The sequence below is a fragment of the Roseobacter sp. MH60115 genome (assembly GCF_015644665.1).
Taxonomy (GTDB): domain Bacteria; phylum Pseudomonadota; class Alphaproteobacteria; order Rhodobacterales; family Rhodobacteraceae; genus Roseobacter.
In genome coordinates this window covers 328,142-346,695 of the sequence record NZ_JADOBQ010000001.1, presented here as the reverse complement: position 1 = coordinate 346,695, position 18,554 = coordinate 328,142, and the positions used below count along the sequence as shown (strand labels likewise).

At 63.0% G+C, this 18,554-nt stretch carries 19 protein-coding genes; 3 read left to right on the top strand and 16 right to left on the bottom strand.

Features of this window, described 5'->3' with window-relative positions:
• Positions 1-14: 14 nt before the first annotated feature.
• Genes ISX84_RS01625 through ISX84_RS01615 form a run of 3 tightly spaced genes read left to right on the top strand, consistent with a single transcriptional unit; the run spans position 15 to position 3,600 of the window.
• Positions 15-2,468 (top strand): ligase-associated DNA damage response DEXH box helicase, encoded by a 2,454-nt coding sequence (locus ISX84_RS01625; RefSeq protein ID WP_195818574.1) that lies wholly within the window; start codon positions 15-17, stop codon positions 2,466-2,468.
• A gap of 40 nt (positions 2,469-2,508) precedes the next feature.
• Positions 2,509-3,171: a ligase-associated DNA damage response endonuclease PdeM gene (gene pdeM / locus ISX84_RS01620; RefSeq protein ID WP_195818573.1), complete on the top strand. Its 663-nt coding sequence runs from the start codon at positions 2,509-2,511 to the stop codon at positions 3,169-3,171.
• A gap of 9 nt (positions 3,172-3,180) precedes the next feature.
• On the top strand, positions 3,181-3,600 hold the full coding sequence (locus tag ISX84_RS01615) for a PaaI family thioesterase (protein ID WP_195818572.1): 420 nt from the start codon (positions 3,181-3,183) through the stop codon (positions 3,598-3,600).
• 3 nt (positions 3,601-3,603) lie between these two features.
• Here the strand turns inward: ISX84_RS01615 and folD are convergent, their stop codons facing one another.
• The 16 genes from folD to ruvB all read right to left on the bottom strand — a co-directional run bounded on the left by folD (position 3,604) and on the right by ruvB (position 18,529).
• Positions 3,604-4,506, bottom strand: a complete 903-nt coding sequence (gene folD / locus ISX84_RS01610; protein ID WP_195818571.1) for a bifunctional methylenetetrahydrofolate dehydrogenase/methenyltetrahydrofolate cyclohydrolase FolD — start codon at positions 4,504-4,506, stop codon at positions 3,604-3,606.
• 13 nt (positions 4,507-4,519) lie between these two features.
• Positions 4,520-4,990, bottom strand: a complete 471-nt coding sequence (locus tag ISX84_RS01605) for a hypothetical protein (RefSeq protein ID WP_195818570.1) — start codon at positions 4,988-4,990, stop codon at positions 4,520-4,522.
• A gap of 98 nt (positions 4,991-5,088) precedes the next feature.
• Positions 5,089-6,765 (bottom strand): formate--tetrahydrofolate ligase, encoded by a 1,677-nt coding sequence (locus tag ISX84_RS01600; protein ID WP_195818569.1) that lies wholly within the window; start codon positions 6,763-6,765, stop codon positions 5,089-5,091.
• Between the two features lie 147 nt (positions 6,766-6,912).
• Positions 6,913-7,509: an MOSC domain-containing protein gene (locus ISX84_RS01595; protein WP_195818568.1), complete on the bottom strand. Its 597-nt coding sequence runs from the start codon at positions 7,507-7,509 to the stop codon at positions 6,913-6,915.
• Positions 7,510-7,623: 114 nt separating this feature from the next.
• Complete coding sequence (gene ftsH, locus ISX84_RS01590; RefSeq protein WP_195818567.1) at positions 7,624-9,549, bottom strand: ATP-dependent zinc metalloprotease FtsH; 1,926 nt, start codon at positions 9,547-9,549, stop codon at positions 7,624-7,626.
• 80 nt (positions 9,550-9,629) lie between these two features.
• Complete coding sequence (gene tilS / locus ISX84_RS01585) at positions 9,630-10,877, bottom strand: tRNA lysidine(34) synthetase TilS (protein ID WP_195818566.1); 1,248 nt, start codon at positions 10,875-10,877, stop codon at positions 9,630-9,632.
• 4 nt (positions 10,878-10,881) lie between these two features.
• Positions 10,882-11,721, bottom strand: a complete 840-nt coding sequence (ybgF, locus tag ISX84_RS01580; protein ID WP_195818565.1) for a tol-pal system protein YbgF — start codon at positions 11,719-11,721, stop codon at positions 10,882-10,884.
• A 3-nt stretch (positions 11,722-11,724) separates the two neighbouring features.
• The gene (gene pal / locus ISX84_RS01575; protein WP_195818564.1) at positions 11,725-12,243 is read right to left on the bottom strand and encodes a peptidoglycan-associated lipoprotein Pal; all 519 of its coding nucleotides are present in this window, start codon (positions 12,241-12,243) and stop codon (positions 11,725-11,727) included.
• Positions 12,244-12,329: 86 nt separating this feature from the next.
• Complete coding sequence (gene tolB, locus ISX84_RS01570; protein ID WP_195818563.1) at positions 12,330-13,661, bottom strand: Tol-Pal system beta propeller repeat protein TolB; 1,332 nt, start codon at positions 13,659-13,661, stop codon at positions 12,330-12,332.
• On the bottom strand, positions 13,658-14,794 hold the full coding sequence (locus ISX84_RS01565) for an energy transducer TonB (protein WP_195818562.1): 1,137 nt from the start codon (positions 14,792-14,794) through the stop codon (positions 13,658-13,660). Before ISX84_RS01565 ends, tolB begins: the two co-directional genes overlap by 4 nt.
• Positions 14,795-14,800: 6 nt before the next feature.
• Positions 14,801-15,277 (bottom strand): protein TolR, encoded by a 477-nt coding sequence (gene tolR, locus ISX84_RS01560; RefSeq protein WP_195818561.1) that lies wholly within the window; start codon positions 15,275-15,277, stop codon positions 14,801-14,803.
• 3 nt (positions 15,278-15,280) lie between these two features.
• Positions 15,281-15,976, bottom strand: a complete 696-nt coding sequence (gene tolQ, locus ISX84_RS01555) for a protein TolQ (RefSeq protein ID WP_195818560.1) — start codon at positions 15,974-15,976, stop codon at positions 15,281-15,283.
• A gap of 99 nt (positions 15,977-16,075) precedes the next feature.
• On the bottom strand, positions 16,076-16,471 hold the full coding sequence (ybgC, locus tag ISX84_RS01550) for a tol-pal system-associated acyl-CoA thioesterase (protein ID WP_195818559.1): 396 nt from the start codon (positions 16,469-16,471) through the stop codon (positions 16,076-16,078).
• A gap of 4 nt (positions 16,472-16,475) precedes the next feature.
• Positions 16,476-16,829, bottom strand: a complete 354-nt coding sequence (locus ISX84_RS01545; RefSeq protein WP_195818558.1) for a nuclear transport factor 2 family protein — start codon at positions 16,827-16,829, stop codon at positions 16,476-16,478.
• Positions 16,826-17,452 carry a hypothetical protein gene (locus ISX84_RS01540; RefSeq protein WP_229884034.1) on the bottom strand — a complete coding sequence of 209 codons (627 nt, stop codon included), beginning with the start codon at positions 17,450-17,452 and terminating at the stop codon, positions 16,826-16,828. Before ISX84_RS01540 ends, ISX84_RS01545 begins: the two co-directional genes overlap by 4 nt.
• 54 nt (positions 17,453-17,506) lie before the next feature.
• Positions 17,507-18,529: a Holliday junction branch migration DNA helicase RuvB gene (gene ruvB, locus ISX84_RS01535; protein WP_195818557.1), complete on the bottom strand. Its 1,023-nt coding sequence runs from the start codon at positions 18,527-18,529 to the stop codon at positions 17,507-17,509.
• Positions 18,530-18,554: the final 25 nt, after the last annotated feature.

The window sequence follows — 18,554 nt, the reverse complement described above, 5'->3', positions numbered from 1 at the left end:
CTATCTTGCCTCACATGACCGCCCTGCCCCGGAAATTCCACGACTGGTTCGCCACTAAGGGCTGGTCCATCCACCCGCACCAGCAACAGATGCTCGACCGCGCGGAGGCGCCCGCCCTGCTGCTCATCGCGCCGACCGGCGGTGGCAAGACGTTGGCCGGGTTCCTGCCCACGCTGGTCGATCTGGCTGTGGCGCCACACGATGGGTTGCACACGCTCTACATCTCACCGCTCAAGGCCCTGGCTGCTGATATCAAACGCAATCTGACGACGCCGGTTACAGAAATGGACCTGCCCATCCGTGTCGAAGACCGTACCGGCGACACGCCCGCCTCCGCCAAGAAACGCCAGCGTGCCGATCCGCCGCATATCCTGCTGACCACGCCGGAAAGCCTCGCCCTGCTCACCTCCTATGAAGACGCCTCGCGCATGTTCAAGGGCCTCAAGCGGGTGGTGGTGGATGAAATCCATGCGCTGGCAGAATCCAAACGCGGCGATCAACTGATGCTGGCGTTGGGACGCCTGCAACGGCTCTGCCCCGATCTGCGACGCGTCGGTCTTTCCGCCACGGTTGAGGACCCCGCTGCCATCGCGCACCAGCTTGCACGCCATCCAGACCCGTGCGAAATTCTGCTGGCGGACCCCGGGCCTGCCCCCGATATCTCCATGCTGACCACAGACGAAGCCCCCCCGTGGTCAGGCGGTGGCGCCGCCTATGCCATCCCGGCGGTGCTCGACCAGATCCGCCAGCACAAGACCACGCTGATCTTTCACAACACCCGCGCCCAGGCAGAGATTTTCTTTCACAACCTATGGCTGGCCAATGAGGACAGCTTGGCCGTCGGCATCCACCACGGCTCCCTCGACCGGCAGCAGCGCGAGCGCGTCGAGGGTGCCATGGTGCGCGGTGAGCTACGTGCGATTGTCTGCACCGGCAGTCTTGATCTTGGCATTGACTGGGGCGATGTGGATCTGGTGATCCAGATCGGCGCGCCCAAGAACGTCAAACGTCTGGTGCAGCGGATCGGACGCGCGAACCACCGCTACAACGCGCCGTCCAAGGCGCTGCTGGTACCTGCAAACCGCTTCGAGGTGGTGGAATGTGTGGCAGCGCTCGAGGCGGTGCGCGCAGGTGCGCTCGACGGTGACCCGCGTGGCCCCGGCCCCCGCGACGTCCTGTGCCAGCACATTCTGATTACTGCCGCGGCCGGACCCTTTGACGCCACCGATCTCTATGAAGAGGTCATCACGGTCGGGGCCTATGCGGCGCTCACGCGGGCCGCATTCGATGCCTGTCTCGATTTCTGTGCCACCGGCGGCTATGCCCTGCGTGCCTATGACCAATGGCAGAGGTTGCTGCAGCGTCCGGACGGTCGGTGGCAACTGCGCGACCCCCGCGCAACCCAGAAAATCCGCATGAACATCGGCACCATTCAGGATACCGACACCCTGAAAGTCAGGCTGAAACGCAGTCGCGGCGGCAAGCCTCTGGGCGAGATCGAAGAGGGGTTTGCCGCCTCTCTGACCCCTGGCGACACCTTCCTGATCGGGGGCCAGATCGTGCGTTATGAAGGTCTGCGCGAAATGACCGTGGAAGTGAGCCGCAACGCCGCCAAAAAGCCCAAGGTCGCCACCTTCATGGGCACCAAGTTCGCCACCTCCACCCAGCTCAGCGCCCGTATCATCGATATGTTCCAGCAGGAGAGCTGGCCGGAACTGCCCGCCCACACGGCAGATTGGCTGGCGCTTCAGCGCGAGGTCAGCCAACTGCCCAGACCCGGGCGCCTGCTGATCGAAAGCTTCCCCCATGACGGGCGGGAACAGACCGTGATCTATGGGTTTGCCGGGCGCAACGGGCAGCAGACGCTGGGCCTTTTGCTCACCAAGCGGATGGAGGAGATGGGGCTGAACCCGATGGGTTTTGTGGCGACCGACTATGCCACGCTGATCTGGGGGCTGAACGCGATCGACACCCCTGCCCCGCTTTTCGATCTCGATGCCCTGCAGGACGGGTTGGAGACTTGGCTCGCAGGCAACGCCGTAATGAAACGCACCTTTCGGGCCAGCGCAACCATTGCGGGGCTGATCCAGCGCAATACGCCATCGGCGCGCAAATCCGGACGGCAGGCGACGTTCAGTTCCGACATCCTCTACGACACTCTGCAGAAGTACGACCCCGGCCATTTGCTGCTGGACATCACGCGCGAAGAGGCTCTGCGCGGTTTGGTGGATTTCGGGCGCATCGAGGAGATGTCGCGCCGTGTCGCAGGCCGGATTGATCACCTGAAACTGACGCGGGTGACCCCGCTGGCGGCCCCGATGTTCCTGGAGATGGGGCGCGTGCCGGTGAAGGGTGCCGCCGAGGAGAAGCTGCTGGCCGAAGAAGCCGCGCGTCTGATGGACACTGCCGGGATTGCGGATATCACCCCACAACCGTCAAACAGGCCGCGTTGGCGCGTGGGCTATTGAACCCCTTGCAACCTTCGTGGGATTGCGCAATGAACAAATCATGAACTGCCACGATTTCAGTTTTGCCTCCGCGTCGCTCAAGGCCCTTGGGTCGGGCGCCCTTTGGTGGCCGGACGAAGCGCTCTTGTGCATCTCGGATTTGCATCTGGGCAAGTCGGAGCGGGTGGCGCGGCGCAGCGGGCAATCCCTGCCGCCCTATGAGACCCATGACACGCTGACCCGGCTGGCCGCTGATCTGGCACACAGCAATGCGCGCATTGTGGTTTGTCTGGGCGACAGCTTTGATGATCTGACGGCGGCGGCTGCGCTGCCCGACGACATCCGGCTCTGGATCACACGGTTGCAGGCGGGTCGTCGCTGGATCTGGATCGAGGGCAATCATGATCCGGGCCCTCTTGAATTTGGCGGCGAACATCTGCAGGAGTTGACCGTCGGTCCTCTGACCTTTCGCCATATTGCAGCGCCCGACGCCCAGGGAGAGGTTTCCGGCCATTATCATCCCAAGGCCGACCTGCAGGCGCGGGGAAGACGTATCTCACGCCCTGCATTCCTGTGCGATTCCAATCGGTTGATCTTGCCAGCCTACGGCACCTATACCGGGGGGCTCCGCAGTCACAGTGACGTGCTGGGCCGGTTGATGCAGCCAAAAGCGCTTGCCATCCTGACCGGTCCTGTGCCCACCTGCATCCCGATGCCACGCTGAGAGGTGCAGATGGACCCCGCTCACAAAGACCGCATTCAGCGGAGTTTTGACGCCCAGTCGATGATGGCGACGCTGGGGGCAAAGATCACGCGGATCACCGCAGGCGAGGTCGACATCACCGCGCCGATCCTGCCCGGCGCGCGGCAGCAGCAGGGGTTTGGCCACGCCGGGCTGACCTTTGCCATTGGCGACAGCGCGGCAGGTTACGCGGCGCTCAGCATGATGCCCCTGGACAGCGAGGTGGTGACGGCGGAGATCAAGATCAACCTGCTTGCCCCCGCCATCGGAGACCACCTGCGCGCCACCGGCACGGTGATCAAGCCGGGCAGACGTCTGGTCGTCGTCAGCAGTAAGGTGCATGCCCTGCAGGACGGTCAGGAAACGCTGGTTGCCATCCTGCAAGGCACCATGGTGCCGGTGCCGCTCTGACCGTCAGGCGGTCAGGCCTTCGGGCTCGGGCAGATCATTGGCGCGGCAGCAGGCCGTCACCGTGTTGGCCAGCAGGCAGGCGATGGTCATCGGACCCACACCGCCGGGCACCGGCGTGATCGCCCCGGCCACAGCCGCACAGCTGTCATAGTCCACATCTCCGACAAGGCGGGTCTTGCCCTCGCCCTTCTCCGGCGCGTCCAGACGGTTGATGCCCACGTCGATCACGGTGGCTCCGGGCTTGATCCAGTCGCCCGGCACCATTTCGGGGCGGCCAACCGCCGCCACGATAATATCGGCGCGGCGCACCACATCGGGCAGGTCTTTGGTGCGGCTATGCGCAATGGTCACCGTGCAGCTGTCGCCCAGCAGCAGCTGCGCCATGGGTTTGCCCACGATGTTCGAGCGGCCAATGACCACAGCGTCCATGCCAGACAGGGACCCATGGTGGTCCCGCAGCATCATCAGGCAGCCCAGCGGGGTGCAGGGCACCATGGACTTCTGACCGGTGCCCAGCAGGCCGACGTTGGAGATATGGAAACCGTCCACATCCTTTTCAGGCGCAATGGAATTGATGACCAGATCTTCGTCCAGATGTTTGGGCAACGGCAGTTGCACCAGAATGCCGTGGATTTCGGGATCGTTGTTCAGATCGTCGATCACCTTGAGCAGGTCCGCTTCGGATGTCGAGGCATCGAGCTTGTGCTCGACCGACTTCATGCCGACCTCGACGGTCTGCTTGCCTTTGGAGCGCACGTAGACCTGGCTCGCCGGGTCCTCGCCCACCAGGACAACCGCCAGCCCGGGCGTGATCCCGTGATCGTCCTTGAGCCTGGTCACATGGTCCGCGACCTGGCCGCGCACGGTGGCGGCGAATGCTTTTCCGTCGATGATCTTGGCTGGCATTTCTATCTTCCTGTTATCTTTCAAAAGTGACCTTGTGGGTCCAGTCCTCGCCGTCGCTGATCACCAGTTCCTCGAAGTGCATCAGCTGCAGCAAATCGTAAAAAGTCGCCACATATTGCAGTTCTTCCTGCTGGAAGAAACCGCCCTGCCGGACGGCAACCGTCAGCTGCGCCATGATCGCACGCGCCCGGTAGAGCGTGGAAAACACCTCGTCATCCAGTGCGATCAGGATGAGCGTATCGGCGTCTTCTCCTTTGGCGAAAAAGACGAACCGCGGGCTTTCGGGCGATTCCAACTGCGCCGAGGTCAGAACGTTCACGAAATCGATGCGCACCGGTTTGCCCGCGCCGCCGCCATCCCGGACCACGCGGTCGAACGTCTCTTCGGAGGTGACATCGGGGTAGTAGTACCCGACATAGCGGTCCTGCGCGGCGACAGTTCCGGCAACGAAAAGCGCGCAAAGCAAGGCAATCCATCTGGTCATCATCATCTCCCTGAATGTCATGACACAGAGCTTGCGGGCATCATGTGCCGGGGGCAACAGATTTCGCCGCCCCCGCGTCATTCATCAGCCGGTCGTGATCAGAACAGACCTTCGACATCGCCATCGGCATTGAGCTTGATGTTCTCGGCCGAGGGCACACGTGGCAGGCCCGGCATGGTCATGATCTCACCGCAGATGGCCACGACGAACCCGGCGCCCGCGCTCAGGCGGACTTCCCGCACAGGGATGTTAAAGCCGGTAGGCGCGCCGCGCTCGTTGGGGTCAGTGGTGAAGCTGTACTGCGTTTTCGCCATGCAAACCGGCAGGTTGCCATAGCCCTGATCTTCCCAATCCTTGAGCTGGTTGAGGATCTTTTGATCCATCACCGCAGCATCGGCACGGTAGATCTTGGTGGCGATGGTGTTGATCTTGTCGGCCAGAGCCATCTCGTCCGGGTAAATCGGCGCGAAATCCGCCTCATCCTTCTCGATGGTTTCCACGACCTTGGTGGCCAGATCGGCGGAGCCTTCGGAGCCCAGCTCCCAGTGGCGCGACAGCACCGCTTCGGCGCCCTGCCCGGCCACGTAATCCTTCACGGCCTGCACTTCGGCATCGGTGTCAGTCACGAAGTGGTTGATCGCCACGACCACCGGCACGCCAAAGGATTTTACGTTCTCGATGTGGCGGCCAAGGTTCGCACAGCCGTTTTTCACCGCGTCCACATTCTCAGCGCCCAAGTCCGCCTTGGCCACGCCGCCGTTCATCTTCATCGCGCGCACGGTGGCCACGACGACCACACAGGATGGCGCGAGCCCCGCCTTGCGGCACTTGATGTTGAGGAACTTCTCGGCCCCCAGGTCCGCGCCAAAGCCCGCTTCGGTCACCACGTAGTCGGCCAGTTTCAGCGCGGTTGTTGTGGCGATCACGGAGTTACAGCCGTGTGCGATGTTGGCGAAGGGTCCGCCGTGCACGAAAGCCGGGTTGTTCTCCAGCGTCTGCACCAGGTTCGGCTGCATCGCGTCTTTCAGCAGCACGGTCATCGCGCCATCAGCCTTGATATCGCGGGCGTAGACGGGCGAGCGGTCGCGGCGGTAGGCCACGATCATGTCGCCCAGACGTTTCTGCAGATCGCTCAGGTCCTTGGACAGGCAGAGGATCGCCATGACCTCGGAGGCCACGGTGATGTCAAACCCGGCCTCGCGCGGGAACCCGTTCGCCACGCCGCCCAAAGAGGTCGTGATCTGCCGCAGCGCGCGGTCATTCATGTCGACAACGCGACGCCAGACAACGCGGCGGGTGTCGATCTCAAGGCTGTTGCCCCAATAGATGTGGTTGTCGATCATCGCCGAGAGCAGCGAGTGCGCCGAGGTGATCGCATGGAAGTCGCCTGTGAAGTGCAGGTTCATCTCTTCCATCGGCACGACCTGCGCGTATCCACCGCCCGCAGCGCCGCCCTTCATACCGAAGTTCGGGCCAAGCGAGGCTTCACGGATGCAGACAGCCGCTTTCTTGCCGATGTGGTTCAGACCATCGCCCAGACCGACAGTTGTCGTGGTCTTGCCCTCACCCGCCGGTGTCGGGTTGATCGCGGTCACGAGGATCAGCTTGCCGTTTTCATTCCCCTGTACCGAGTTGATGAAAGACTGCGAGACCTTCGCCTTGTCGTGGCCGTAGGGCAGCAGATCGTCGCTGGAAATCCCCAGCTTTGCGCCGATCTCCTGAATTGGTTTTTTCGACGCGGCGCGTGCGATTTCGATGTCGGATTTATAGGCCATGGAAGAATCCCCCTGAATGCGCCGCGCACGGCAGTTTTGCTGCGTCATGCTTACGAGCGCGCCGAAGCTGGCAGAAGGGCAATTCCGACATTTCCACCACTATCCGCGGCGGCAAGCGCACCAATCGTTTCTTTTCGGAAACGAATGTTACGTTCGGGCGTCTGCGAGATGGGCCCAGACCGGCTGGTCCGGAATATGCAGGGTGACGGTGTCGCCAACAGCGACAGCTCCCTCGCGTTCGACCCATGCAGTCACGCCACGGCGGTTTTTCGCGGCGGGTTTGAACGCCGCGCCAAACCCGGGGTGGTCCTTTTCGATCTCGCGCCCCGGCAACACACAAGGCCGGTTTTCCATGTCGATGGTGATGCTCGCCCCGCTGGGCATTTGCAGGCGCGAAGACGGCGGCACATGGGTGAAATCCGGGATGCCTTCGATCACCATGGAGGCGCCGACCCATGCAGGATCAATCAGCTCCAGCCCCATGTCGCGGGCGGTTGCGGCCAGTTCTTCGGCGGAGAGCACGGAGAGCTGGCGCACATTGCGGATTTCGGTGCCCTTGGGATATTGCGCCTTGGTACGGACGCAGGAGGGGCGGGTCAGCCCGCCGTGACATTCCCCGTCGATGCCGTGAAACGTCAATTCAGCACTGTTCAAAGGCTCCGCCTGCAGCAGTGTCTCGCTGTCGATGACCCGGCCAAGCCAAGTGATCTTTCCCGTGAACCCGGTGGGCAAAAGTGCAGGCATTCGATGTCCTTCCGACAAGTGGTGCGGCCAAGGGATCAGAGCCTTAGGCAAAAGAAAAGGCCCCGCCGCAGCGGAGCCCATGAAACTTTGTGATCGGATCATTGCGACCCGTGATCAGGTCGAAGGCTCCGGTTCCAACCCGCCATCGGAGGGCGGTGTTTTCTTCGCCTTGGCCTTGGCTTTCGGAATGGCCGTGACGCTGGGTGCAGAACCGCCATCCGGCTTGTCTTCCTCATCCGCAGGCGGCACCGGCGGCTCGCCGTTCATCACGCGCTTGATCTCATCACCGGTCAGCGTTTCATATTCCAGCAGACCCTGGGCGAGACGTTCGAATTCCGTCTCGTTTTCCTTGATGATCTTGAGCGCCCAGTCATAGCCATCCTGGATGAACTTCTGAACCTCTTCCTCGATCAACTCCTTGGTATTGGCGGAGACGGAGAAGCCAGCCGTGTTCCCCTGATAGCCTTCGGCGGCTTCGGAATAGTCGATGTTCCCGACCTTGTCCGACATGCCCCAGCGCAGGACCATGGCACGCGCGAGGCCCGAGGCCTGCATGATATCGCCCGCTGGCCCGTTGGAGACTGCATCCGGTCCGTATTTATGGATTTCCGCCGCCTTGCCCGCCATGGTCATGGCCAGACGCTGGTGGCATTCGTCCTTGAACATGTTCAGACGGTCCATTTCCGGCAGGCTCATCACCATGCCCAACGCGCCGCCGCGCGGAATGATCGTGGCCTTGTAGACCGGATCGCATTTGGGCAGCATCATACCGACCAGCGCGTGACCGCTCTCGTGGTAGGCCGTCATCTCTTTCTGTTCCTGCGTCATGACCATGGAGCGGCGTTCCGCCCCCATCATGATCTTATCCTTGGCCTGTTCGAAATCGATCATCGTCACGAAACGACGCCCGACCCGAGCAGCACCCAAAGCCGCCTCGTTCACCAAGTTCGCCAGATCCGCCCCGGAAAAGCCGGGCGTACCGCGCGCGATGATGCGCAGATCGACGTCAGGGCCCAGCGGCGTCTTGCGGGCATGCACGCCGAGGATCTTCTCACGGCCCTTGATGTCCGGATTGCCCACGGTGACCTGACGGTCAAACCGGCCCGGGCGCAGCAGCGCAGGGTCCAGCACGTCTTTGCGGTTGGTGGCCGCGATGATGATCACGCCTTCATTGGCCTCGAACCCGTCCATCTCGACCAGCAGTTGGTTGAGGGTCTGCTCACGCTCGTCATTGCCGCCACCATAGCCCGCGCCGCGGTGGCGACCCACCGCGTCGATCTCGTCGATGAAGACGATGCAGGGCGCGTTTTTCTTGGCTTGTTCGAACATGTCGCGGACCCGGCTCGCACCGACACCGACAAACATCTCGACAAAGTCCGATCCCGAGATTGTGAAGAAGGGCACACCCGCTTCGCCCGCAATCGCGCGCGCCAGCAGCGTTTTACCGGTCCCAGGAGGGCCCTCAAGCAGGGCACCTTTCGGAATTTTCCCGCCCAAACGACTAAACTTTTGCGGATTACGCAGGAACTCGACGATCTCTTCGAGCTCTTCCTTGGCCTCATCGATTCCCGCCACGTCGTCAAAGGTCACGCGGCCATGCTTTTCGGTGAGCATCTTGGCCTTGGATTTGCCAAAGCCCATGGCACCGCCTTTGCCGCCGCCCTGCATCCGGTTCATGAAGTAGACCCAAACACCGATCAGCAAGAGAAACGGCAGGAGAGACATCAGGAAGGTCTGGAAGCCCGATTGCTGTTGTTGCTCGGCCCGCACGGCGATGTCGTTCTCGATCAAAAGCTGTGTGATTTCAGCATCTTCGGGCTTGATCGCAACATAGTCGGCACCGTCCTCCTGACGGAAACGCACCTGTTCCCCGTCCAAGGTGACGTTGCTGACATTACCGGACTCGACCGCGTTGACGAATTCCGAATAGCTGATTTCACGGCTCTGAAGCGTGCTGCCGGGGCCGCTGAACAGATTGAACAGTGCCAGGATCAGAAGGAACAGAACGACCCAAAAGGCGATGTTGCGTGCGTTACCCAACGAAATTCTCCCAAATATGCGCGTGGTGCGGATCGGCATGATACCACCACCCGCTTAAGATAGACACTGTGCCGCCATGTTCAATGCGATAAAAGTGCGGCAAAGAATGCTTCTTCGCCGCCCTCGATCCGGGCGTACCAGCCGTTTCTGAAACCGGCCATGGGCGCGGCCACCAGGTCCGTGCCGCGCCAGACTGCGGGTGTGACGCGCAAAACCTCGCGGGGGCGCCCTGTCCCGCGCCAGTCCGGCAGTTGATCCAAACCGTCAGCCCCCAGAGCCGCGATATGCAACCGCTCATCCGCCAACCCGCCCTGAACATGCCAGCGCCCGTCCCAGATCGCGTCCAGCGGACAGGTTACATCGCGCACCGGCTGATACTCCCGGAAAATCCACAGCGCGTCGCGATCCCGCCATGCCTGGCATCCATCCACCGTGCCCCCTGTACCCTGTTTCAACGCCTCGATCAGGGCCAGAACCGGGCGGCGGCGCGGGGCGTAATCAGAGCCGCTGATCCATCGCAACGCACTCAGCAGGATGCGCCGGGCAATTTCATCCGGCAGCGTCCGATACGCGCGCCAGTCGATACGCACAGCACCCGCCTCGATGCGGGCGATGCGGCGCGCCTCCAGAAAGGCCTGCCAGCCCAGTGCATCGCGTGCCCGCGCCATGTTGAACGCAACCTGCCCCAGCGCCTGCGCATCGATGCCCAGAGGGGTGAGTACCTTCAGCGCCTCGCGCATCCTGACCCGGCTGAAGCGCCGGTCGTCGTTGCTGGGGTCTTCCAGCCAGGTCGCGCCCCGCGACTGCAGATCGTGGCGCAGATCGGCGCGGGTAATCCCCAGAAGGGGGCGGATCCAAGTGATCCCGCGGGACAGGCGCCGCGGGGTCATGGCCGACAGACCATCCACGCCCGCCCCCCGCGCCAATCGCATCAGCACGGTCTCTGCCTGATCGTCGAGTGTGTGACCCAGGGCGATGGTCTGCAGCCGGTTTTCCCGCGCCCATTCCGCAATCAGTTTGTAGCGCGCGTCCCGGGCCTCCTTTTGCAGGTTGCCCTGTCCGTCCCATCCGGTCCACGGCAGCACAGTGTGGGGGATGTCCAGAGACTGGCAAAGCTGCCCGACAGACTTCGCCTCTTCAGCGGCTTCGGCGCGCAGCCCGTGATCCACCGTGACCGCATAGAGTTGCAGCGGATGGCTCTCGGCGAACGCATGCAAAAGATGCACCAAAGCGACGGAATCGCCGCCGCCGGAGACGGCAATGCCAAGCGCCGGTGGGGGATTGGGCAGCAGATGTTTCGCAACCTCACTGCCCAGATCCTGCGGCATTACATCACGCACAGCCCAGGCGTTGCATCTCTGCGCGGGCCTGCTCGGCTGCGGGATCGGTAGGAAAGCGCAATCCGACCTCACCCAGGGTCACGCAGGCTTCCTGCGTTTGACCAAGCCCGCCAAGCGACCGCCCAAGGCGGAACAGGGATTGTGGCGCGAGGGGGCCGGTCGGGGCCACGCTGAAGCTATTGAGATAGGCGCGCGCGGCTTCACGGGTATCACCCAGCCCTTCGAGGGCTTCGCCACGCCCAAGGTCCGCCCCGGCAGCCAGCGGGCCGCCCGGATAGGTCTGAGAAAAATTCTCAAACAGCGTGACAGCCTGTTGGAAATCACCCTCCGCCAGCGCCGCTTGTGCCTTCTTGAAGTCTTCTTCTTCGCCGACGGCCAGTTGTGTGCCGCCTTCGGGCAAGGCAGTTGCCGTACCGGTGCCTGGAGCCGGGGCCGTGGGGGCCACGGTGGCCGGGATATCCCCGCCAAGCGTGCTGGTCTCTCCCAGCGCCGCGATATCGCCGCCTTCAAGCTCGACCAGGCGGAATTCCAGATCCCCAAGACGGTTGGTGCCATCCTCGACGATGCGGTTGATGCGGAACTCCAACTCCTCGGTCTTGGAGGTCAGCCGCTGCATCTCCGCTTCGATTGCGGTCATCCGGTCCAAAACCGACGCGCCGCCCGTATTGACCGAGGCCCCGCCCGTCGTGGAAAGCTCACGCCGCAGCTTCTGGATCTCCACGTAGAGCACGGTCATCTCTTGCCGGATATCGGCCAGCGTTTGATCGTCCTGCGCGGCAACACTGAGCGGCAGCAGCGCAAGGGCGGTGACGATAGCGACCAGATTGCGCATGGGTTATCCTGTCAGGCCACCGGCCAGCACGGTCACCGCGCGGCGGTTCTTGGCATAGCAGGCCTCGTTGGAGCAAATCTCGATGGGGCGTTCCTTGCCGTAGCTCACCGTGCGCAACCGGTTGCCCGCCACACCTTTGGAGATCAGATATTCCCGCACCGCATTGGCCCGGCGCGCGCCAAGTGCCACGTTGTATTCGCGGGTGCCTTGTTCGTCAGCGTGACCTTCGATGATCGCGGTGAAATCGGTGTTTGTCAGAAGCCATGTGGCCTGACCGTCCAGAACGACCCGCCCCTCGTCCGTCACGGCAGATTGGTCAACGGCGAACAGTACCCGGTCGCCAATCGCCTGGTTGAAATACGCGGGGGATGTCGGGTCATTTGCGCTGCCCGGCACGATTGCGCCGCCGGCACCACCACCAATACCACCCGCGCCACCATCGGCGCCGAAGCGGTCCGGGTTGGTACAGGCGGCCAGGGCCAGCCCCGCAACGAGAAGTAGGATTTTTACCTTAAGTGTCATGTTCTCTGCCTCATATGGATAGATCGTTTATTATTTTGTCGTGGTTTTACCACAGGCGGCAGCCCATGGGAACGATTTCAGCGGCCTCACTGCAAAAGCGGCGACCACGAGGGGTCTGATCCGCCCTCGGGGGTGCGCACCGGGCGCAGATTGCGGCCCGAGATGTCGACCGAGTAGAGCGATGAACGCCCGCCTTCCCCTTGGGTTTCGCGGGTAAACATAATGACGCGACCGTTGGGCGCCCATGTGGGCCCTTCATCAAGAAAGGAGGCGGTCAGCAACCGCTCTTCCGATCCGTCCGTGCGCATGACACCGATGTGGAAGCGCCCGCTGTTCTGCTTGGTAAAGGCGATGAGATCGCCGCGCGGCGACCAGACCGGCGTTCCGTAGCGGCCCGGTCCGAAGGAAATCCGCTGTGCCTCTCCGCCGCCTGCAGGCATGATGTAGAGCTGTTGCGAGCCCGACCGGTCGCTTTCAAAAACGATCTGGCTGCCATCGGGGGAAAAGCTCGGCGCGGTTTCGATCGATGGGGCAGAAGTGAGCCGTGTCGCCCCACCGCCGCCCACATTCATCGCCCAGATATCTGTGTTGCCACCCTGGCTGAGCGAAAAGACAATGTTCTGCCCGTCGGGAGCAAACCGCGGCGCGAAACTCATGGTGCCTTCCTGGCTTTCCAACTCCCGCCGCTGCACGGAGCCCACATCCAGCACGTAGATGCGCGGGAACCCGGTTTCATAGCTGGTATAGAGCACCCGGTCGCCGCTCGGGGAAAAGCGGGGCGCCAGCACGATGGCGCTGCTGTCCGTCAGATATTGCACGTTCGCCCCGTCGTAATCCATCAAGGCAAGCCGCTTTTGCCGGGCGTCCTTGCCGCCGGTTTCCGAGACATAGACCACGCGGCTGTCGAAGTAACCGCCCTCGCCGGTGATCCGGCTATAGACCGCATCGGCCACCTTATGCGCCATGCGGCGCCAGCCCTCGGTGGTGCCGGTGAACTGCAGGCCGTCCCCCATCTCCGCGCCCGAGAACACGTCATAGAGCCGGAACTTCACCGCCAGCTGGTTGCCCTGCACCGAGACCGCCCCGGTGATCAGCGCCTGCGCGTTGATCGCTTTCCAATCGGCGTATTGCACAGGCGCTGCAAAGCTGCTGACCTGGCTGATGAAAGCGTTTGCCGGGATTTCGCGGAAAAGCCCCGTGCCCGACAGATCAGCAGAGACAACCTGGCTGATCTGTGCCGCCAATCCGCCCGCATCCCCGGTTTCCGCCTCGAAGACCGGCAGGGCAAACGGCAGGGGCTCGATAACCCCTTCGGTGATCTCGATCCGCAAGGGACCCTCGCTTTGCGCTTGAGCGGCCGCTGCCCAGAGCCCGCCAAACGCCAGGGCCCCACTCAATACCATTCCCAGAAATCTCATTTGATACGCATCCTTTCGGGATTGAACGTCATCTCAATATCCTGCCACTGGCTATATTTTTCTACGGGTAATTCGAAGCCTCTTGCGCCACATCTGATAATTGCGCGGCGCGCCGCCTCAAACGCCTGCCGGGCGGCCTGCTCCGTGCCGCCGGAACTGGACGTCATGCGGATTGAGGAGGTGACCGGTTTGCCGTCCTGGCTCATTGCGACACTGACCACGACCGTGGTGTTCAAGGCATCCGTGGACAGCGAGCCCACGTTCCAGCAGGCCTGCACGGCAACCCGCAGCGTGTCCTTCTCCCCGGCGGTCAGGGGTGGCCCCTGCGGAGTGCTTGGTGCGCTTGAGGGCGTGTTCTCACCACTCAGTGCCTCGGCCAGTGCGGCGGCAACTGGATCTTCCTCCGGTTCGGGCGCGGGTGTCTCGCTTGCGGGTGGGTCGGGCTCTTCGGTCTCAGCCGGTTGCGCGGTCTGCACCGGCGCGTCGGGGCGGCGCGCAGGGGGCCGGGCCGATGTGTTTGGCACAGCGCTCGGGCGCTCCGCCTCGGTGACAATCTCCGTCGCCGCAGCCTCGGGTGCGGTTGCCTCGGCAGGCTCCTGCGGTGTCTCACCCGCCTCGTCCGGTGCCACGGCCTCCTGCTCCACCGGGTCCGGGGTCGCTTCTGGGTCGGGTTGGGCCACGGCTTCGGGGGCCACGCGCTCGGCAGCTTCGGGCACCGGCGTGTCGCTGACCTCAGGCACCAGAACGGCCACATCCGCAGGCGGTTCCGGCAGCACCGGGGCTTCGTCACTGACCTCCGCCCGCGGCAATGGCTCGATCTGCGTTACATCCGGGGCCTCTTCGACGCTGGGCGTCTCTGCGGGCGCGGGCATCGATTGATCATTCACCGTATCCTCTGTCGCCGCGATCTCGGGGGCATCCGGCGTCACCTCGGGGCTGGAGGGCTGCGCCACTTCCGTGGTCGATTGCGGCGCCTGTCCGGCGGCGACCATGGCGGCGTATTCAGCCCCCGAAATCACCGACACGGCGGTGGCTTCAAAGGGCAAGGGTTCGGCGGCGAAGACATCGCCAAAGACCAGCCAGCCGATCAAAGCCAGATGCCCCGCCCCTGAGATATAATGCCCGGTATGCACCGCGCCCTACCGGTCCTGCCCGTCCAGCGTCGGCCCGCCAATGTCGGTGACCAGACCGATATTGGCAAAGCCGCCTGCGTTCAGCGCGCCCATGACTTCCATGACCTGCGCATAGGGGACCGCCCCGTCCGCGCGCAGGAAAACCTGATCACTGGTGCGTTCCGCAGCAATTGCGCGCAGTTTGGGGATCAACTCCCCCCGCGCCGTCTCGGTGGTCTGGATCTGCAGGTCACCCGTTGCGGTGATGGTGATGGTCAGCGGTTCTTCCTGCTCCGTCGGCAAGGCCCCGGCGGCGGTTTTCGGCAGTTCCACCGGCACGCCGACGGTTAACAAGGGTGCGGCCACCATGAAGATGATCAGCAGCACCAGCATCACGTCAACAAAGGGCGTGACGTTGATCTCGGACATGGGCTGCGGCTTGCCACGCCCGCGACGTCTGCGTCGTGTGCCTTCGCCCTGGTTCTGAATGACGCCTGCGCCCATGGCCTATCCGTCCAACTGGCGGCTGAGGATCGTCGCGAATTCATCCGCAAAGGCCTCGTAGCCCGAGAGGATCTTATCACAATCGGCGCTGAGCTTGTTGTAGAAGATCACCGCCGGGATCGCCGCCAGCAGCCCCAGCCCCGTGGCCAGCAGCGCCTCGGCAATACCGGGGGCAACCACGGCCAGATTGGTGTTCTGCTGCTCTGCAATCTCGATGAAGGCGTTCATGATCCCGATCACTGTCCCGAAAAGCCCGATGAAGGGGGTCGATGAGCCCACCGTCGCCAGCACCGTCAGCCCACCGCGCAGATAGTCGGCCTCCTTGTTGATCGCCACGTCCATCGATCGGTCAATCCGCGAGGTGGCCCCGGCGATCAGACCGCCATCGTCGCGGTGCGAGCGGCGCCATTCGGTCATGCCCGCCGCGAATATCTTCTCGGAACTGCCCGAGGGCGCCGGTCCAACTGTTTCGAAAAGACCGTCTAACGGCTCCCCCGACCAGAAGGCCTGATCAAACTCTGCCGCCTCGGCGCGGGCGCGCCGGTAGACAAGCAGCTTCATCACGATAATCGACCACGACCAGAAGGAGGCCGCGATCAGCATGATCATCACGATTTTTACGATTAAGGTCGCGCGGGCAAACAGCCCCCAGAATGAGAAATCAATCTCATGCGCCAGTGCCAGCGTTTCTGCTTCCATGATGCCTGCTCTTTACTATTCACCGCTCGTGGGTCGTTTGCCGACCTCAATTTCACGCGATTCTATCGAAGAACAACCAAGATTACTATCACTATGCTGTCATGAGGGGGCACTAATCGGCATTGAGCGAAGTTCTGCTGGCATTCGGGTGGGCTTTCCACCCGCGCCGAGACAGGCAATCGTGACGTCGGCGGTAAAGAGCAGATCGTCATCGCGCCGCACCTTCTGGCGCATGACCATGCGCGCGGGCGTCATGTGGATAAGCGTGGTTTCGACGTCCAGCGTGTCGTCAAATCGTGCGGGCCGCAGGTACTCGGCCTCCACCCGGCGCACCGCAAAGACAACGCCTTGGTCCTTCATCGCCAGTTGGTCAATGCCCATATCGCGCACCCAGTCGCTGCGGGCGCGTTCGATGTAGCGCAGGTAGTTCGCGTGGTAGACAATGCCCGCCATGTCGGTGTCTTCATAGTAGACCCGGAGCCTGAAACGGTGCATCGGCCTAGCCCTCCCGATGACAGGCCGCGGCCTGCGTCACCAAGCCATCGGCCCCGAAATAGAGCGTCTCTGCCGCCAGCACGCCGCGATGGTTCTTGTAGGTGATCACCATCATCTCATGGCCCTCGAACACATCTTCCACGGTAAAGATCAGGTCGGGCTGCCCTTCCAGCGCCTTTGCCCAATAGGCCCACAACGCCTCCTTGCCGCGGATCGTACCGTCGCCCATCAGAGCTTGCGCCTTGCGCGAATGAAAGACGATGTCATAGCTATAATGCGCCAGGATACGGTCGAGATCATGGCTGTTCCAGCCTGCCTGCCACGCCCTGGCAAAGGCCTGATAGTCGATCGCGCTCATTGCACCTGTCCGATGCGGGCCGCAAGGCGCAGCGCATGGCTGCTGTCCTGTGCTGCCGGGGGCATGACCGGATCATAGGCCGCGCGGATCAGCGCGGAGATCTCCGGCCGCAGGATAGTCTTGTCCCCGGCCACGGCCAGCGGCGACTGCTGCCGAAATGCAGCGTCCGACCACAACAGCACTGACTGCACGATCTGGCTCAGCGCCAGGGTCTGTGCGGGCACGTCGCTCAAGGCCTTGTCCATGCGCAGGAAGACGAAACAGGCCTTGATCGCGCCTTCCGGATCGAAGTGAAAGACACGGTACTGATTGGCCTCCGCCGCTTTCAGCTTCTCCACCAGCGGCCTCAACTCAAGGATCAGGCGGTCCAGCCCCGGCACCTCGGGCAATTCGTCCCAGTCCTGAAAGAAGAACATCATGAGATTGCTGCCCAGTTCCGGGTCTGTCTCGGCCATCTGATGGCCGGACAAGGTCATCACCGCCTCCAGCGCCCCTTTGATGACTGCCAAGGTCTCGTCGGTCACGCCGAAGACCACAGGCGCAATCGGGCGGCCCCAACGGGCAAAGACATAGTCTCCGCTCTCACGCGTGAAAAGGGCCTCGATCTTGGTGGCGTCCATCATGTGGGTCTTCTTGCTTTCGCTGTTTGGATCAGGTGGGGACGGTGGTGCACCGGATCAGCCCCCAAAGAGATCGGATTGCGGTTTCGGTGCCTGCAGCCCGAGATGTGTCCAGCCCTTTTGTGCCAACATCCGCCCTCGCGGAGTGCGTTGGATCAACCCCTGCTGCAACAGGAAAGGCTCAATCACCTCCTCCAGCGCATCCCGGCTCTCGGACAGCGCGGCGCTCAGGGTTTCGATCCCAACAGGCCCCCCCGCATAGTTGTCAGCCATCAGACGCAAATAGCGCCGGTCCGCCCCATCCAGCCCCAGATGATCAACCCCCAGACGGGTGAGCGCCATGTCGGCCAGATCGCGCGTCACCTTGCCATCGCCCTCGACCACGGCGAAATCCACGACCCTGCGCAACAGCCGCCCGGCAATCCGCGGTGTGCCGCGCGCGCGCCGCGCAATCTCGCGCGCGCCACCTTCATCCGCCGGCGCCCCAAGCTTGCGTGCATTCCGGTCCACGATGATAAAGAGTTCATCCTCGGTATAAAACTGCAGCCGCGTGGGAATGCCGAAGCGGTCGCGCAGCGGCGTGGTCAGCAATCCCATCCGCGTGGTGGCTCCCACCAGCGTAAAGGGCTGCAGCTCGATCCGTACCGTGCGCGCTGCAGGTCCCTCGCCAATCACCAGATCGAGCTCGAAATCCTCCAGCGCAGGATACAGCACCTCCTCCACCGCCGGATTCAACCGGTGGATTTCATCGATGAAGAGCACATCGCGCGGTTCCAGATTGGTCAGGATCGCCGCCAGATCCCCCGCCTTGGCCAGCACCGGGCCGGAGGTCATGCGAAACCCCACCCCCAACTCGCGCGCCATGATCTGCGCCAGCGTGGTTTTGCCCAGCCCGGGGGGACCGTGAAACAACGTGTGATCCATCGCCTCGCCCCGCTGCCGGGCGGATTGAATGAACACGCGCAGATTGGCCCGCGCCTCGGCCTGCCCCACGAATTCATCGAGCATCTGCGGACGCAACGCCCGGTCGTGATCCTCGGGCAGCGGCTCCGGCCGCACGGTGGGGTCAATATCGCTCATGGGGTGTCCTGCAGGGTCCCGGGCA

Excerpts from the sequence above, each read along its gene's own strand:
- pal (WP_195818564.1), bottom strand. The coding sequence starts at position 12,243 with ATGACACTTAAGGTAAAAATCCTACTTCTCGTTGCGGGGCTGGCCCTG.
- pdeM (WP_195818573.1), top strand. The coding sequence starts at position 2,509 with ATGAACTGCCACGATTTCAGTTTTGCCTCCGCGTCGCTCAAGGCCCTT.
- ruvB (WP_195818557.1), bottom strand. The coding sequence starts at position 18,529 with ATGAGCGATATTGACCCCACCGTGCGGCCGGAGCCGCTGCCCGAGGAT.
- folD (WP_195818571.1), bottom strand. The coding sequence starts at position 4,506 with ATGCCAGCCAAGATCATCGACGGAAAAGCATTCGCCGCCACCGTGCGC.
- tolR (WP_195818561.1), bottom strand. The coding sequence starts at position 15,277 with ATGGGCGCAGGCGTCATTCAGAACCAGGGCGAAGGCACACGACGCAGA.
- ISX84_RS01600 (WP_195818569.1), bottom strand. The coding sequence starts at position 6,765 with ATGGCCTATAAATCCGACATCGAAATCGCACGCGCCGCGTCGAAAAAA.
- ISX84_RS01545 (WP_195818558.1), bottom strand. The coding sequence starts at position 16,829 with ATGAGCGCGATCGACTATCAGGCCTTTGCCAGGGCGTGGCAGGCAGGC.
- ISX84_RS01540 (WP_229884034.1), bottom strand. The coding sequence starts at position 17,452 with ATGATGGACGCCACCAAGATCGAGGCCCTTTTCACGCGTGAGAGCGGA.
- tolQ (WP_195818560.1), bottom strand. The coding sequence starts at position 15,976 with ATGGAAGCAGAAACGCTGGCACTGGCGCATGAGATTGATTTCTCATTC.
- ISX84_RS01595 (WP_195818568.1), bottom strand. The coding sequence starts at position 7,509 with ATGCCTGCACTTTTGCCCACCGGGTTCACGGGAAAGATCACTTGGCTT.
- ISX84_RS01605 (WP_195818570.1), bottom strand. The coding sequence starts at position 4,990 with ATGACCAGATGGATTGCCTTGCTTTGCGCGCTTTTCGTTGCCGGAACT.
- ybgF (WP_195818565.1), bottom strand. The coding sequence starts at position 11,721 with ATGCGCAATCTGGTCGCTATCGTCACCGCCCTTGCGCTGCTGCCGCTC.
- ISX84_RS01625 (WP_195818574.1), top strand. The coding sequence starts at position 15 with ATGACCGCCCTGCCCCGGAAATTCCACGACTGGTTCGCCACTAAGGGC.
- tolB (WP_195818563.1), bottom strand. The coding sequence starts at position 13,661 with ATGAGATTTCTGGGAATGGTATTGAGTGGGGCCCTGGCGTTTGGCGGG.
- ISX84_RS01615 (WP_195818572.1), top strand. The coding sequence starts at position 3,181 with ATGGACCCCGCTCACAAAGACCGCATTCAGCGGAGTTTTGACGCCCAG.
- ybgC (WP_195818559.1), bottom strand. The coding sequence starts at position 16,471 with ATGCACCGTTTCAGGCTCCGGGTCTACTATGAAGACACCGACATGGCG.
- tilS (WP_195818566.1), bottom strand. The coding sequence starts at position 10,877 with ATGCCGCAGGATCTGGGCAGTGAGGTTGCGAAACATCTGCTGCCCAAT.